Annotated in this window: 14 protein-coding genes; all 14 read right to left on the bottom strand. The window is 30.6% G+C overall.

What is annotated here, in order from left to right:
• Positions 1–7: 7 nt before the first annotated feature.
• A complete protein-coding gene (locus Q0822_RS10895) occupies positions 8–1018 on the bottom strand; it encodes a glycosyltransferase family 4 protein (RefSeq protein ID WP_299123511.1) in 1011 nt (336 codons plus the stop codon).
• Complete coding sequence (locus Q0822_RS10900) at positions 981–2333, bottom strand: O-antigen ligase family protein (RefSeq protein WP_299123513.1); 1353 nt, start codon at positions 2331–2333, stop codon at positions 981–983. The genes Q0822_RS10895 and Q0822_RS10900 overlap by 38 nt, the downstream gene beginning before the upstream one ends.
• 59 nt (positions 2334–2392) lie before the next feature.
• Positions 2393–3205 carry a transglutaminase-like domain-containing protein gene (locus Q0822_RS10905; RefSeq protein ID WP_299123515.1) on the bottom strand — a complete coding sequence of 271 codons (813 nt, stop codon included), beginning with the start codon at positions 3203–3205 and terminating at the stop codon, positions 2393–2395.
• A gap of 143 nt (positions 3206–3348) precedes the next feature.
• Positions 3349–4476: a glycosyltransferase gene (locus Q0822_RS10910; RefSeq protein WP_299123517.1), complete on the bottom strand. Its 1128-nt coding sequence runs from the start codon at positions 4474–4476 to the stop codon at positions 3349–3351.
• The gene (locus tag Q0822_RS10915) at positions 4473–5576 is read right to left on the bottom strand and encodes a glycosyltransferase family 4 protein (RefSeq protein WP_299123519.1); all 1104 of its coding nucleotides are present in this window, start codon (positions 5574–5576) and stop codon (positions 4473–4475) included. The genes Q0822_RS10910 and Q0822_RS10915 overlap by 4 nt, the downstream gene beginning before the upstream one ends.
• Positions 5576–6901 carry a glycosyltransferase family A protein gene (locus tag Q0822_RS10920; protein ID WP_299123521.1) on the bottom strand — a complete coding sequence of 442 codons (1326 nt, stop codon included), beginning with the start codon at positions 6899–6901 and terminating at the stop codon, positions 5576–5578. The genes Q0822_RS10915 and Q0822_RS10920 overlap by 1 nt, the downstream gene beginning before the upstream one ends.
• Complete coding sequence (locus tag Q0822_RS10925) at positions 6901–7734, bottom strand: FkbM family methyltransferase (RefSeq protein WP_299123523.1); 834 nt, start codon at positions 7732–7734, stop codon at positions 6901–6903. The genes Q0822_RS10920 and Q0822_RS10925 overlap by 1 nt, the downstream gene beginning before the upstream one ends.
• A 57-nt stretch (positions 7735–7791) precedes the next feature.
• Positions 7792–8487 carry a methyltransferase domain-containing protein gene (locus Q0822_RS10930; protein ID WP_299123525.1) on the bottom strand — a complete coding sequence of 232 codons (696 nt, stop codon included), beginning with the start codon at positions 8485–8487 and terminating at the stop codon, positions 7792–7794.
• Between the two features lie 138 nt (positions 8488–8625).
• Positions 8626–9822 carry a glycosyltransferase family 4 protein gene (locus Q0822_RS10935; RefSeq protein ID WP_299123527.1) on the bottom strand — a complete coding sequence of 399 codons (1197 nt, stop codon included), beginning with the start codon at positions 9820–9822 and terminating at the stop codon, positions 8626–8628.
• Positions 9823–10986: a glycosyltransferase family 4 protein gene (locus Q0822_RS10940; protein ID WP_299123529.1), complete on the bottom strand. Its 1164-nt coding sequence runs from the start codon at positions 10984–10986 to the stop codon at positions 9823–9825.
• Between the two features lie 16 nt (positions 10987–11002).
• Positions 11003–11896, bottom strand: a complete 894-nt coding sequence (locus Q0822_RS10945; protein ID WP_299123530.1) for a hypothetical protein — start codon at positions 11894–11896, stop codon at positions 11003–11005.
• Position 11897: 1 nt separating this feature from the next.
• Complete coding sequence (locus Q0822_RS10950; RefSeq protein WP_366125106.1) at positions 11898–13241, bottom strand: MBOAT family O-acyltransferase; 1344 nt, start codon at positions 13239–13241, stop codon at positions 11898–11900.
• A gap of 91 nt (positions 13242–13332) precedes the next feature.
• Positions 13333–14328 carry a sulfotransferase gene (locus Q0822_RS10955; RefSeq protein ID WP_299123532.1) on the bottom strand — a complete coding sequence of 332 codons (996 nt, stop codon included), beginning with the start codon at positions 14326–14328 and terminating at the stop codon, positions 13333–13335.
• A gap of 5 nt (positions 14329–14333) precedes the next feature.
• Complete coding sequence (locus Q0822_RS10960) at positions 14334–15437, bottom strand: glycosyltransferase (protein WP_299123534.1); 1104 nt, start codon at positions 15435–15437, stop codon at positions 14334–14336.
• Positions 15438–15443: the final 6 nt, after the last annotated feature.

The following is a 15443-nucleotide window of genomic DNA, read 5'->3' on the forward strand; positions in this document are numbered from 1 at the left end:
TTTATTTTTAAGATAGTAGTTCAATCCAGTTTTGCTTAACTATGCTCCAATCAAAATTTTCAGCTTTATAGCGTGCATTTTTAATTAACTTTTTTCTAAGGCCTTCATCATTCTGTAATTTCATAATTGCCTTTGTCATCGCTTCTTCATTTTCCTTTGGTACTAGGAGACCTTCTTCTTCATCAATTATCAAATATGGGATACCACCTACGTTTGTTGACACTATAGGCAATCCTAAGGCCATAGCCTCCATTACACTGACTGGCGTGTTATCGTAATTTGTTGTATTGATAAAAATATTATATGATCTAGAAAGTTCTATCCACTCTGATTTTTTTAACTTACCTGTAAACCTAATATTTAAGTTTAATTGATTGGCTAAGCCTTGTACCTCAGAAAGTGAACCATCTGAGTCAGGTCCTACCATACAAAGTTCAGAATTAGGATAGTATTCTATTAAACTTTGCATAACATTCACTGCTAATTTTGGGTTATAGATTTCTGAGAACGAACGCACCCATAATAATTTTGGTACGTCATAGTCTCGGTGCGAAAACGGATACTCATCTATGTTTAAAGCGTTTGGAATATATTTTACGTTTTTATAACCAAACTCACTAAATTTTTCTTTGAGATATAAAGATGGAGATATACTTACATAGGCATTATTGAAAATCATATGTGACATTCTTCTGTTGCTCTTTAATCTTCTTGGTAAGTTACCTCCGTTAAGTCTTGTTATATAATTGACTCCTAATAATCTGCACAACTGACTAACACTTAGAGCAAAATAAAAGTTCAAAGTACTATAGGTATCAATGATAACATAATCTACCTTTTTTCTATACTTAACACATGCATACAGCATATCCATTAGTCTAACAATTTTATTGTTATAGCTAGACGCATAGTACAATTTATAGCCTTCTTTCTCTAATAAAGTACCAATTATGCTTATTGCGGCCAGATTGCTTTTACTATTATTTAATTTGTTTCCTATATAAAGGAGGTTTTTCATAATATACGTTTAAAAGTGCTAAAGCATAAATAAAAGCTGGTGCTGCTAATCGCATGGAGGAGTGATTTATAGTTGCAAACCAGAAGCAAAGGAATGCAAAAAAATAATAGTTCTTTCTGTTTTTTGACCTAATGTCAAGTGGCTTAAAAATTAATATTAAAAGGATAATTACTCCGAAAATCCCATGTTCTGCTAATACTCTGCTGACCTCACTATGTGATGTTACCCCTTGGCCTTCAATTTCAATACGCTGGTCCTTGGCTCTACTCGAACCAATACCTAAAAACGGATTGGATATAAAACCATCAATCTCCTTTTCAAAAAGCTCACCTCTGCCTGTAGTTATATCCTGTTTTTCCCTTCCTAAATGATCCTTATTAGCATACCTTAAATCAATATAGCCTTCCGTTAGGCTAGAGCTAATAACCCATGTGCCAGCAAAAACCATACTAAAAATAAAGAACCATACGAGAAGACCACTCTTTTTTCTTGATGAAATTTTAGTATAATAGAAAAAGACAAATACCATAATTGTAGCAATAGCTGTTATAACACCACCTCTACTAAAAGTTACAACAGCTCGATATGTAATAGCTGAAAAAATAATGAGATTTAATACTTTTAAACCCACACTTGAAGATTTAGCAAACAATCGAACTGCCATAACAAACATACCTAGACCTAATATTGTTGCAACTTGGTTAGCTCCCCATCCACCTGAAGATGCTCTATTAGAGCCAGTTCCTGAAAGAACTTCTTTTACACTTGGATTATAGAAATATATGTACACGGTATGGGCTATGATAGGTAGTAAAATAAAAAGCAACAGAGTAGTCATTTGCTTTTTAGATATTCTTTTTTCATAACAAAACAATGCACTTATACCAAGGCAAACAGGACCACTTAGCACGAAGGCAATGTTGGTTCTGAAATTTGCATCAAAACTCAAGGTTGTTGATGCAACAAATATTGAGGGTACAAGCAATAATATATATAGAAAATAAGGATATGCATTACCAGATATACCTTTGTAAAACATACCCAAAGTCATAAACCCTATTACTAAATACTTACCTGCTTCATATGAAAAAGCTCCCTTGGTCATCCTCAGAAGTACTTCTGCTCCTACAAAGTAAGCACAAGCTTTTAATACTTCAAATGTCTTTAAATGCGTCGGTGATATGACAATTCTATATAAAAAAAATGAAAAAGCAACTAAGAAATAAACCTTAGCTAAATCTTCATTGAGATAAACTATAAACCCAATAAATAAGTGTAATACTACTGCAGAAATATATGTTATATTGATTTTCAATTTATAAATGCTTAAAAATTATAACCTTATAATTTTATTAGGGTTTCTAGTAAATAATTTTAATTCTTGATAAAAATATTCTTATAATTATCTAATGGAAAATTATAATAATAACTTCTCCCTAAAAAATAGATTATAAAATGCACTACAAATACAGGAATATATTTATTTCTATAACTCAAAAACTTGTCATAAACTTTATTAGAATAATTAGATATTAAGAAAGGTGTGGTGTCTTTATTAAAATAATTTTTTTTAATATTTTTTTCCCTTATTCCTATAGAATTATTGAATGACTTATAAACAACATACTGATGAGATCGTACAAGCTGATACAATTCTATTACCGATAAAGCTGTATCAGTTTTCCCATAAAACATTATGCAACATGATGAATCTAACAATACCCATTTGTTTAAGAGGTTACAGTATACTTCATTGAAAGAGTGGCCACCATAATTGGTGTTAAAGGGTGTCCTTGTTATTCCCCATTCTCTTACTTCTATATCGTTTATAACACAAAAATTGTTAAATATCTGTGCAACATCACTACATACTCCACCTTTACCGTCTAGCATTCTTTTTAAGGCCTTAGCTGAGGACTCACTTAAACCTGGTCCGCCTTTAATATTTTCAAATAACCAAATACTAATCTGTTTAGCTTGTTCTAAATGTGAGTGAGGCTTTTCTTGGTCAAATATTTTTTTATTTATATCATAAAAAATTTCAGGAATATCTTTTTTTGAATTCAGCTTATTATAGGAATGATTTTCTATATCACCAATGGTTGAGTTTTTGGATAACAACCTAAATCTTGTTAAATACAAAAATGGATGTCGTTTTAAGAACCACGAAATATTCCTTAAATTCATTTAGAACTAGTTATTTAGCCTATGCCAAATGTAATTTTTTTTTTTTTTATGGGCTAATAAAATTATTCTTGAACCAGCTAGGTAATTAATACTAAAAAAACATATGAAGCTTAAAGTAGCTTAATAGACACCTACAATAGGTATTACAGTATTTCAGTTTGAATTCGAGAGTTATAATGATCGTAACTAAACTTGTGGATATCAATTAAATTTCTCTTAATCATTTTATGAAATTCCAAAGCTTCTAAATTTAATATTTGTCTTATCATCAATACAATATTTTCTTTAGAAACAGTATTTAATAAAAACCCATTTTCGCCATTCTGGATATAATTATTTATAGAAGAAATATTTGATACAATTGGCAGGCAACCATAATTCATGGCTTCTGAAATCACTTTAGGAAAACCTTCTGAAACAGAGGGTAAAATAATAGTATGTGAATCTTTGTAAATATTATGGACATTGTTCCTCGATAAATGTCCATGAAAAATAAAATCCAATCCACAATTTGCTGTAGAATTTACATAAGCCGTTTTATCATTGCTATAACCTACAATATGTATTTTATTAACTTGCGATTTTTCGTTAGTATTTAAACTTTTAAAGGCCTCTATAAGGACTTCAATTCCTTTCTCTTTCTCTAATCTTCCCACAAAACAAAATGTAAGCTTCGAACTTAAAAAGTCTTTCTTATATATAACATCAGCACCCTTTTTTATTTCATCTTCTGTAAGACAAGGGTTCTCAAACGTAATACATTGCTTTGCTTGATTTGACCAAGCGCCATTTATAGTTACTTTACGCTTTTGATGCTTCAGTAACCAACGTTGGAAACCATACGCAATTGGAGCATTTTTTTGATTCCAATTTCCTGCGTATTTAAACCAGCCTTTTCTTTTGCTAAATAAAACTATATAGGGAATAACGTATACTCCGATTCCGGTTGGTGCTCTAAACTGAAAATAATCTGCTTGATTAATTGCTTTATTAACTATTTTTAAAACTTTAGGTCCTTGAATTACTAAGTTTAATTTATCCTTTAATTTCTTTCCACCAAGAGCTGACAATGGCACAAAAGTAATTCTATCTGAAATGTAAGGTAAAGCACTTAAGGGAGCAGCTTCATTTTGTAACATCGCAACGTGCTGAATTTTATCAAAAATTTGTAACAAATGATTAATCTCAGTAACGGTAGGTCCGAAACCTAAAATAGAACCGTCCGCACTTATATAATGGTTAGTATGAGAGATAATTGTTAATGTACTCATTCGATTAATCTGATATACTGTTTTACAATATTTGACCAATTATGTCTTTTTGCCCAATCTTGTGCTCCACTCTTAAAGTCATTTTTATCTTTCAGTATTGCAGTCGTTGCATTTTCAAACTGAATTGTATTATTTGTATCAATTAAAATACCTGAATGATTTGGGTTAATAGCATCCTCAATACCACAATTTATAGATCCAATAGCTGGTACACCAAGCGCATTGGCTTCTAAAATTGCAATACCAAAACCTTCTACATCTCCTGTTTTGCTTTCAGAACTTAACATTACAAAAATATCTGATTTGGATAGAATTTCCTTCATATGCTCGTGGTCTAGACTACCATGAAAAGTGATATGAGAGTCAACCTTTAAATCTTTTGCGACTTGTGTGAATGCCTCCTCCTGAGATGGAATACCAATACAATGGTAATGAAGCTCTGGAAATTTTTTCAAAAGCACAGGCAATTTTTTTATAACATTGAGTTGTCCTTTGCGTTCACTGATCCTTCCGACTGTAGTTATTGAAGGATTCCCTGGAATTGATTTTTTAGAAATGTTACTTATTTCCCAGTCTTTTAAATTAATTCCATTTGGGATAACGTAAACTTCTCTATTCAAATGAGCTACTAGTTTCTTAGTATATGTAGACACAGCAATAACTATATCCATTCTTTTTAATGCTATATCAATGGACTTTTTCAAAGAAGCTGACTTAAAATTTACTTCACTACCATGAATTACAGCTAAAGTCTGAACTCTACAAAAGAAACTTAAGAACGACACATTCCAAAGTGAAAATTTTCCTGTTGCAATTACTGAAGAAGTGTTTTTCAGAAACCTATAAGTTTTAAATATGCGCTTTAAGTACATTATAAAACGTAAATTATATCGTTTAATTCTGACGATACTAAATGGTAATTTTTGATCAAAACTTGTTTCCTCCTCACCATCTTCAGAACGTTGATCTGCAATAACAGTTACTATATATTTTTGTTTAGATAAATATAATGCTAGATTGTATGCATGATTGCCTATTCCGCCTGGTTGAGGAGGAAACTCTGAACTAACAATTAGTATTCGCTTTCTTTCTTGACCCATTATAATCTTTCTATTAATGGTCCTTCTTTTAGTTTTTTACTAGACAATCTCCAAGATCTAAAAACCTGATAACATACAATTGGGAGTATTAAAACAGACAGTAATGCACCTAAAACCAATAACGGTTTATTCTTTTTAAATTGATATGGAAAAATAGATAGAGGAACAGTACGTAAAAGTGCTAATTTTGAAGCTTTTGCACCAAAATAATTTCTAAAATAATAGAGTACACTGGGTATTGGTCTTGGCGAAAAGAAATAAGAAGGTCTAAAAGCGTCCCAGCTTCCCATTTCGCGTAAACCTCCTGTTCCTGCTTTAACATCGATACATGATCCAAATGGGTTGGAAATACTTCTCATATTTTCTAAATAAACTCGCATACCAAACTCACCATCACCCATACGTTGCTTTTCAAATTGTCTATCAAACAAGCCCACTTTGTTAAAAACAGTTTTAAACAGCATAGCATTACCTGTTGCAAATTGAGATGCTATTGCAAAATAAGAACGCTCTTTTGGTATACCTTTTCCTTCTGTATAAAAAACACCTGCAGAAACTTTTGCATCAAAAAAATCCAAGCATTTTAAATGTGATGAAATCCAATCTGATTTTATCCGTACATCATCCTCTGATAGTGCAATAAATTTTCCTTTAGACTCTTTAATCGCCGTATTTCTAGCCAACCAAAGCGCCTTTTCTTCTTGTCTTATTAGGTTTATATCTAGATTAAAATCAGAATAAAATATCTTATTAAAAGGTTCTGATTGATCGACAATTATAACTTCAAAATTGGTGTAATCTTGTTGCTCAAAATCTTTTAAAACATCATTTAAATATTCATAACGATTTAAGGTAGGAATTACTACACTGACTTTTAAATTTTCCTTAATTAATTCTGAATCATAGTTGTCCCAATTTGAGTACTTAACAGGCTTTTTACCAACAGTTAGTCTACGTATATCTCTTGTTTTTGACCATGCCTTTATTTCTTTAACAGGATTATGAAATGAGAGTAAACGAATCATTAAAACATATAAAACCCATAAACTGTGAAAGTATTTGCGTATAAAGTGGTAATTGTCTTGCAGAGAAAGTTTCTCAAATTTGGTATAAGTTAGTGCATTGCTAATATATCCATTTTTAATTGCTTGCCAGGATAGGTCATAATCTTTGGCAGTTTCCGATTGATAAGCGGTGTCAACTTTTAAGTTTTCTAAAATAGATTCTGGTAAGTTCTTAACAATAGGAAAAACAGAAGATTGAGTATTTGATAGTCTTTGGAAGTAATGTGTTGGTTGTAAGTATTTTAAAAAATCAAATATCATCAAACAGATTTTGGTAAAGGTGCATTTTGTTTTATCCCTTTTAAATAATTAGGATATCCTTTTTCTTGAGGTAGTAATAATAAGTGGCACTTGCCTCTATTTTTAATTTCTTCAGCGTTTTGCAATAATTCACCAGTTTTTAAATACCACGCTCTATAGCTCATTTCGTTACACCAATCTATCATCTGTTGACCAGCAGCTTCCATACCAAGATTTTCTACATTATGCATCTCTATAAAGAAACTACATTTAGATGTATCTGCAGTTTTTTTTGCGGCTTGCATAACATATGTTTCTGCACCTTCTACATCAATTTTAACTAAGTCTGGCTTTATACCGTAATATTCAGAAATATAATCTAACGTCACTGTTCTTACTTCCATAAATGAATTCATAGAAGCTGCAGTTTCTGCATGTGATGCATGCATACTGCCAGCTGCACCAGAACCAACTGTATAAAATTTTATAGTATCATCCAAAGTGTCGCTTACAAAAGCGGCCATAAAATGTGCCTTATTACCTAAACCGTTTTGTATTAAATTGGCAGCAGCTTTTTGTAAAGCTTTAGGATTTGGGTCGACCAAAAGTATTTGCTTATTTGGATTTTGAATTAGTGTTAACAAAGCCGTATAACCAATATTACACCCTATATCAATAATAGTACTATGATGTTTTGCTAAATAAAACCACCATGCATCGTCTTGATCTTCTTGTTCTCTAACTGTACCTTTATATACTTGCAGAGGAACACCACATAAATTGGCACTTACAAAACTCGTATTTGAAGATATTATATTAGAATACAAACCTTTTAAAACTCTTTTTATTTGCATTATAGTTGTTATTTTGACATACCTCTTTATTCTTAAATTACTGAGTAATAAGACTTTTTATTTATAACCTATAGCTATTAAATGCGCTGTTTCTTGCGATAAGTTTGCAACACCTTTAGACTGAAATCTATTAACAATATTAGAAAACATCGTCGTAATTATACCTAACGGATTTCCTAATTTATAACTTTTTAGACCCTTAACTCTATATTTCCCTGTTTTTACTGCATAATGTACATCTACTCTATCAAAATATTTTTCTAAAAGCGTTTTCAATTCAAGTCTTGTGTAATGTCTTACGTGATCTGGGTTTTTATTTGGTCCTTCATTTTTTATATAATCACCATTTGGTGTTGTAAAATAAGCCCAGCCATCTTTGCTAATTACCTTAGAAATATTTTTCACAAACACATCATCTTCTACGACATGCTCTATAACTTCGACACATACAACAGCATTATAAGATCCATCCAGCAATGTTGATTTTGTCATATCCTGAATAACTATATCTTTTATGTTACTTCTCTCCTTTTTAATATTTGCTAGTATTTCTTCAGTAAATCCTAAATTCAACTCTTCTCTTGTTCCTTCTTCTTGAGGGACATCTAAAAGCGTAATTTCTGCTGGTAAATTAATGGTATATGGTGATTTACGACCACCAACATCTAAAATTGAGGTTTTGTTCGATACTTGTTTACTTGATTTTAATAATCTCTTTATATCATTGCGAACAGTTACTAAATGGGTAGTCATTATAGGAAATGTTAACCACCGCATAAACTCATATTTTGTCATTAGTTCTTATTGATTTTATTGTAGCAATTGCAATAACAGATATTACACATCAGAAACCAAGTAGTTAAAACAAAACTTATTAAAGATTTATTCATTTTAATTTTGATAAAAATGTACAAATTTTTCTTGTTGCTTTTCTAGGTTAAACTCGCTCAGAACTCTTGAAATTGCAACATTTCGCATTTTTTGTTTTAAATCCTCAGACACGTTTATAATCTCTACTATTTTTTCTGTTAACAATTTTGGTTTTCTTTTTGTTACAACCCAACCTGTTTCGCCATCTAACACATTCTCACTTAAGCCTTCAGCATTTGAAACTACACACATTAAACCTAAAACTTGAGCTTCTAATACTGCATTACAAAATCCTTCTTGAATACTATATTGAATATAAATATTTGCTTTTTCTAACTTTGTTTTAACTTCATTCTGAGATAGTTTTCCTGTAAATGTCACTTGATCTAGAATACCTAATTGATGCGCAGCAAATATGAGACGTTCTCGTTCAGCACCATCACCAATAACAGTATAATGAAACGCAATGCCTTTGTTTTTTAAATGTGCTAATGCTTCCAATGTATATTCAATACCTTTTTTCCAATGTAATCGAGCAACAGTAATTAATTGTATTTTTTCGGTAAAAACAGCCTGTCTTTCAGATTTAAAAAATTGAGTGTTAATTGCTGGTGTTATAACTTTAATATTTTTACTATTGATGTTATAATTTAATAAATCTTCCTTCATTTCTTGAGAAAGCACATGATATTTAATATCTTTTTTAAATAATAAGTCATAACATTTTGGATGCTTTAAAGGAGATAAATACAAATCAAAACCTCTAAAACTAATCGCCATTTTAGCTTGCATCGCTTCTGCAACGTTTTCTCTATGTACTGCCAACATACCAAAACCAAAATGTAACCAGTCTACATTTTGTGCAAGAAAAAATTGATTGAGAATAACCTGTTTAAAATTTTCTTTAAATGAAATCCCATCTATTTTATTTAATCGGTATAACGTTAAACTTTTACTTGGGTGTAGAAAAAAAGATTTTAGTAAGGCTAAAAAACTGTACCATGTATTTTTTAAAACACCTGCATTAAAATTTTTAGCAACTACAACTTCACAACCTAAGTCAGCCTCATCTTCATTTATATAATCAACGAATAAAATGACTTTAAAACCATGTCGCTGCAAACCTTTTATTTTACTTCTAAAAAAGGTTTCGGAATATCCAGGTACAGATGATAAAACAAGGCCTATAGTGATTATATCTGATTTACTCACTGACATCTATATATTTTTGTATAATGCTAACATACCATCCGCCATATGCTGTTCACTATGATTATCTACTATGGTTTTTAAGGCCTTTTCACGAATCTCTTTTTTTTCTGTAGTTTGTAAATCTGAAATCATAATAATTTTATTCGCCATCGCTTCAGGGTCTCGTATTGGCACAATAAAACCATTCTTACCATCTTTTATGACCTCTGTAATTCCCCCACAATCTGTGCTCAATACTAATGTATTTAGAGACATCGCTTCCAAAACAACATTTGCTATACCTTCTTTGACACTTGGCAATAACAATAAATCGGAGTTAGCTATATTCTCTTGTACTTTAGAATAAGGCAAAGTATCTAGTAAAATGACCTCATTCTCTAAGTTAAGATCATGGACTTGATATGCTAATTCAATTTCTTCTTTTCCACCAACAATGGTATATTGAAATTCTAAACCTTTTTCTTTAAGTAATTTACAAGAATCTAACGCAGATGAATAGCCTTTAACCCAGTGAGGTCTGCCAATAGAGATTATTTTAAAAAACGAATTTTGTTTCGGTTTGATCAAGGTTTCGACTCTTTTTGGGACACCACTATAAACAACTATAACTTTATCCTTCGATGCACCATATTTCCCAGCCTCCTTCCCTATTGCTTTAGATACTGCATGAAAAGCATCTACTTTAGGAAATTGTTCCTTGTACATATTCGCTAAGGCTTGGTCTGCAATCGGAGAATAATTAATATGTGCACCTCTTAAACTAAGTACGAGTTTTATACCAAACTCTTTTACCCAAACCCAGTCACCAATGCCTTTTGCCCATTGTACATGAAAAATATCTGGTTTGTGCCACAATACAGGGTAGCACTTTACTTTATCCAATAATAAATTTTTAGATTTCTTTTTTAAAATGTTATCGAGTTTCCTCTTTTTTTTATTCTTAAATAAAAATAATAACGAACTATATTTTAACAAGTAAATTGCTTTATGAAATTTAGTGTTTTTATAGGCAAATACAGAAATTGATTTGTTGTAACTTACTTTATGTTTAATAAATCCAAAAAGAAAAATATGACAATTTCTACCAGATAAGCCAACAATAAGTCTTTCAATAAAAGTTGTACTAGGTATATCGCCTGAGTAGATTGCTATTTTTAAGTTTTTATTCATGACATAGATATTGAAATCATTTTATCATTAGTTTAAAATCATTAGCAAAAGCCTCACTAGAAATCTGTCTTCCCTTATAATTAACATGAATATCATCATAAAAAAAAGATGTATTCTTTAATAAATCACTATGATTTAAAATAGTGTAGTCATCAGTCTCTGTAACTACCTTTTTCGCATTTATTGGCGAAAAATAACAAATCAGTTTAATATTATTTAATTTACATAAATCACTTATTTTCTCCAAATAGATATTTTGAAAGGAAATTGGTAATTCTTTAAACTCAGTAATAGATCTAGATTTTGCATTTTTATTTGGATAGCCATAATTTCCTTTTTCATCAAATCTATTTCTCTTTTTTGGATTTATTAAAGCTAATAATGAAGGGTAAAATATTTCAGTATTATAATATGAAACCCCTAAAATTGGTAACCACTTTGAACCGTATAATAACTTAGCTGATTGACTAGAATATCGATTATAATGATTTGACACATAACTAGTATTGATATACGGTAAAAATCTATAATCATTTCCACTTAATACATTACTTTTTACATCATAATCATTAATGCTCGGTGCTACAACACAAAATTTTACGATTTTGCCTTGTGCCAAAAAATGCTCTAGCATTAAATGCTGACTTGATAAAGCAGTATCATCCATTGAAAGGTTAAGTCCGTTTGTGTGCAAAACAGAATCAATCACCCTAGTGTTTAATGTTGTCAAGCCAGTGCTAGCGCCTAATATAATATAGTCAAACTCTTTTTCTAAAACGTTATTTACTAAAAAAGAAGGTTTATAAAAAGAAGATTGACGTAATGACCATAAACTTCCGAAAGAAATGATAGTTGAAATACTAATGAAAACTAGTAAAATAAAACCTGCCTTTTTTATAAATAATAGCATCTTAAAATTGAAAATATATAAACTCTGATGGATTCTTAAAGACTCCCATAAAACAAATAAGAATTACTATGAAAATAGCTGTAAAAGTTGATAGTTCTACCTCCTTTTTGTTCTTTTGAACAGCTATAAACTCAAACAATAGCAATATAAGAATACTAAACCCAATTATACTGCTAAATAATAGCATTTTAGAAGACTTATAGAACACACGCGCTCCACTATGACTAAAATTACACATATCAACTATATATTGATAGGCATGCGCAAGGTTATCAGCTCTAAAAAAAATCCAAGCGATGGTAACCAAAACTAATGTTATTAATAAGCTAGGTACTTGATGTAAATAAACTTTTGTGGATTTTAGGTGATTTCTATTTGATTTTAGAAGCATCAGAGGCAAAAATAATGCCGCATGCAATCCTCCCCAAACTATAAATGTCCAATTGGCACCATGCCAGAAGCCACTAACTAAAAATACTATGAAAACATTATGTATACTTTGCCATTTAGTACCCTTAGAACCTCCTAAGGGAATGTATACATAATCTCTAAACCAAGTAGATAATGAAATATGCCAACGTCTCCAAAATTCAGCAATATCTCTAGAGAAATAGGGAAATGAAAAATTAGTCATTAACGAAAATCCAAACAAACGCGCAACGCCAATTGCTATATCGGAATAACCCGAAAAATCACCATAAATTTGAAAACCAAAAAGTAATGCGCCTAAGCATAACTCTATTGAAGAATAACCGGCCGAACCATCAAATATTTGGTTTACAAAAAAGGCACAATTATCAGCAACTACAACTTTTTTAAACAATCCCCAAATGATGAGATAAAATCCACTGATAGCAAATTTACTATTAAAAATACGTTTGGTATTAAATTGAGGTAATAAGTGAGATGCTCTTTCTATAGGGCCAGCAACCAACTGAGGGAAAAAAGACACAAAAGCTGCAAATTGTATAATATTAGATGTTGGTTCTATTTTCTTCTTATATACATCAATTGTATAGCTTAGTGTTTGAAATGTATAAAACGAAATTCCTACAGGTAGAATTATTTTCAGAGTAGAAACATTCATATTAACACCAAATACCTGCCATGCATCAGTCCAGCTTTCAATAAAAAAATTGAAATATTTAAAAAAGGCTAGCATGCCTAAATTAAAAAATAAACTAATAAAAAGAAGCCATTTTCTTTGCCGTTTCCTCTCTTCTTTCTTTAATTGATTAGCAACTAAGAAATCTATAACAGTACTTAATAATATTAATGCTAAAAATCTATAATCCCACCATGCATAAAACAAATAACTTGCTCCAACTATTAACAAATTTTGCATAGAAAGAGAACGCTTGGTGACAAACCAATACAATACAAAAAAGAGAGGTAAAAAGATTGCAAAATCAATAGAGTTGAATAGCATGCTAAAATTAGTTGTTTTTAAACCATTTAGAATAAACTTCTTTTTTCACAATGGCATCAAAATCCTCGAATTCCGTCATAAAATACTCATCCAAAAATTGAATAGTTGCTTTAGAAGCTTTAAAATTAATATTGCTTTTTAAGGGATTTATCTTTTTATGTAATTTATCTATAATACGATAGTGTATTGGCATTTTACTCTGAAAATCCGGTTGTATGGGCAAAAATTTAGAATATCTAAAATTTCTACTTTTTCTCAACAACCGGTTTCTAAAAATCTGTAAATTGATATACTTTGGTATTTTTGTTTTGTTAGAATGTGTATTAAAAACTGCTTTATCAAACTTATTAAAATCTACTTCTAAAAAGTTACAAACATCTTTAATACAATTTTCTTTATCTTCAATAAAATCTTCGAATAAAACAACTTTGATTCTTTCAAATGGAATATGCTTATAGTAGTGCTCTAATTGCTCTTTATACAAACTTCTTCGAATGATGCTATTAGGAGCATAACGCAAGGTGTCTTCAAGAGAATAAAATGCACGACCAGATTTTAAATGATGTAGATAATTCGATATTGTTCTTTTAGTCGGATGCCTTAATATAAATATTAGCTTTATAGGCTTAGCTTGCAACGCTATGCGTTTTGCCGCAGTTTCTGAACTTAAGTATGTGGTTGAGTCTTCTCCAATAATCTGAGCCTTCTTTTCTATTTTCTGAAACTGCGAATGATACCAACTCCACAAAAGTCCTGGTTCTTCGTGCATGGACTGACTAGACCATGTTTTTTTCTCTCTGTTATAAAAATTAAAGTCAATATGCTGTAATATATTATCTATATCAAAAAAACCTAATTCATTATGGGCGATAGCTATATCTGGATGACTATTTAAAATAGCATGTAAACTGGTTGTGCCAGATTTCATAGCGCCACCAATAATAAAATCTGGCAGGTGCTCTGGTTGTTTAGATTTCCAAACGATATTAGCAGTGTTTGTCATATATTTCAATTAACAATGCTTAAATATAATTTTTCATGATTTCTTAGAAATTCATTAATAGAAAATTCTTTTATTACTTGATTTCTCATCGCTTTAGCTAAGGTATCATTTTCTTCTTCGGAAAGATTTTTTATATATAAGATTTTTTCTGTCAATTCGTCTATATTACTGGCTTGAAACAAACAATTTGGAAACTCTTTTAAAATATCTTTTACTCCAGAAACATTAGACCCTAAAACTATACAATTCATAGCCATAGCCTCTAGTGGTGCATTAGGTATACCCTCTCTGCGTCCTTCATCTTTAGTTGGTATAACAAATAAATCTGCCAATGCTAAGTAGGGTTTAACTTTTAATTGTTTTCCTGCAAAAACAATGTTGGCATTATTACTATATCTTGCTTTTAAATCTTGAGCATATTCGTTTTTGTCATTACCCACAATTAATATCTTTATCCTATCATCGTTTAATCTAAGAACAGCATCAAAAAGAATTTCAATACCTTTTACAGCTACCAAATTAGCGATAGATAAAATAACAAAATCATCTTTGTCAAAATATGATTCTTTAGTGATATCATATTTTATATGATCTGGTTTATAATAGTCTGTATCTATTGCTAAAGGAAACCGCACTACTTTATTTTGGAGTTCAGAAAAATATTGGTCTATCATATCCTCATTTACCGCTATGACTCTAGTACTTAGTTTAGATCTCCAATTCCAAAATCTATTTCCCCAGCCCATTGCTTTTTTAGTATAAACATAAGGTATTCCTGCAAGTCGTGCCGCTAATGGTTCAGAAATATCAGAGCTCCAATGCCAAGAGTGTATAACATCAAAAGAGTTTGCTTTAAAAAATTTAGCAATCTTAAAAACTCTAAAAATAAAAGTTAACCAAGGTCTGTAATTTGTAGTAAACGGAAAGAGGTGAATCTTTACATTAAGTTTTTCTACCTCTTTGTAAAAGTCTCCTTTACTGTGAAAACAACATATTTCTGGTTCAAAAACTGTTCTATCCAAGCCCTTTACCAAATCATAAACAGATTTTCCACTTCCTGCCGTATTAAAGTTTGGAATCGTATATAGAACTCTAATTTTTTTTGACATAAAAAG

The sequence above is a fragment of the uncultured Winogradskyella sp. genome (genome assembly GCF_947496485.1).
In the GTDB taxonomy this organism is placed as follows: domain Bacteria; phylum Bacteroidota; class Bacteroidia; order Flavobacteriales; family Flavobacteriaceae; genus Winogradskyella.

Bases quoted from the DNA above. Each gene is read 5' to 3' on its own strand.
- Q0822_RS10895 (WP_299123511.1), bottom strand. From the start codon at position 1,018: ATGAAAAACCTCCTTTATATAGGAAACAAATTAAATAATAGTAAAAGC.
- Q0822_RS10905 (WP_299123515.1), bottom strand. From the start codon at position 3,205: ATGAATTTAAGGAATATTTCGTGGTTCTTAAAACGACATCCATTTTTG.
- Q0822_RS10910 (WP_299123517.1), bottom strand. From the start codon at position 4,476: ATGAGTACATTAACAATTATCTCTCATACTAACCATTATATAAGTGCG.
- Q0822_RS10915 (WP_299123519.1), bottom strand. From the start codon at position 5,576: ATGGGTCAAGAAAGAAAGCGAATACTAATTGTTAGTTCAGAGTTTCCT.
- Q0822_RS10920 (WP_299123521.1), bottom strand. From the start codon at position 6,901: ATGATATTTGATTTTTTAAAATACTTACAACCAACACATTACTTCCAA.
- Q0822_RS10925 (WP_299123523.1), bottom strand. From the start codon at position 7,734: ATGCAAATAAAAAGAGTTTTAAAAGGTTTGTATTCTAATATAATATCT.
- Q0822_RS10930 (WP_299123525.1), bottom strand. From the start codon at position 8,487: ATGACTACCCATTTAGTAACTGTTCGCAATGATATAAAGAGATTATTA.
- Q0822_RS10935 (WP_299123527.1), bottom strand. From the start codon at position 9,822: ATGTCAGTGAGTAAATCAGATATAATCACTATAGGCCTTGTTTTATCA.
- Q0822_RS10940 (WP_299123529.1), bottom strand. From the start codon at position 10,986: ATGAATAAAAACTTAAAAATAGCAATCTACTCAGGCGATATACCTAGT.
- Q0822_RS10945 (WP_299123530.1), bottom strand. From the start codon at position 11,896: ATGCTATTATTTATAAAAAAGGCAGGTTTTATTTTACTAGTTTTCATT.
- Q0822_RS10950 (WP_366125106.1), bottom strand. From the start codon at position 13,241: ATGCAAAATTTGTTAATAGTTGGAGCAAGTTATTTGTTTTATGCATGG.
- Q0822_RS10955 (WP_299123532.1), bottom strand. From the start codon at position 14,328: ATGACAAACACTGCTAATATCGTTTGGAAATCTAAACAACCAGAGCAC.
- Q0822_RS10960 (WP_299123534.1), bottom strand. From the start codon at position 15,437: ATGTCAAAAAAAATTAGAGTTCTATATACGATTCCAAACTTTAATACG.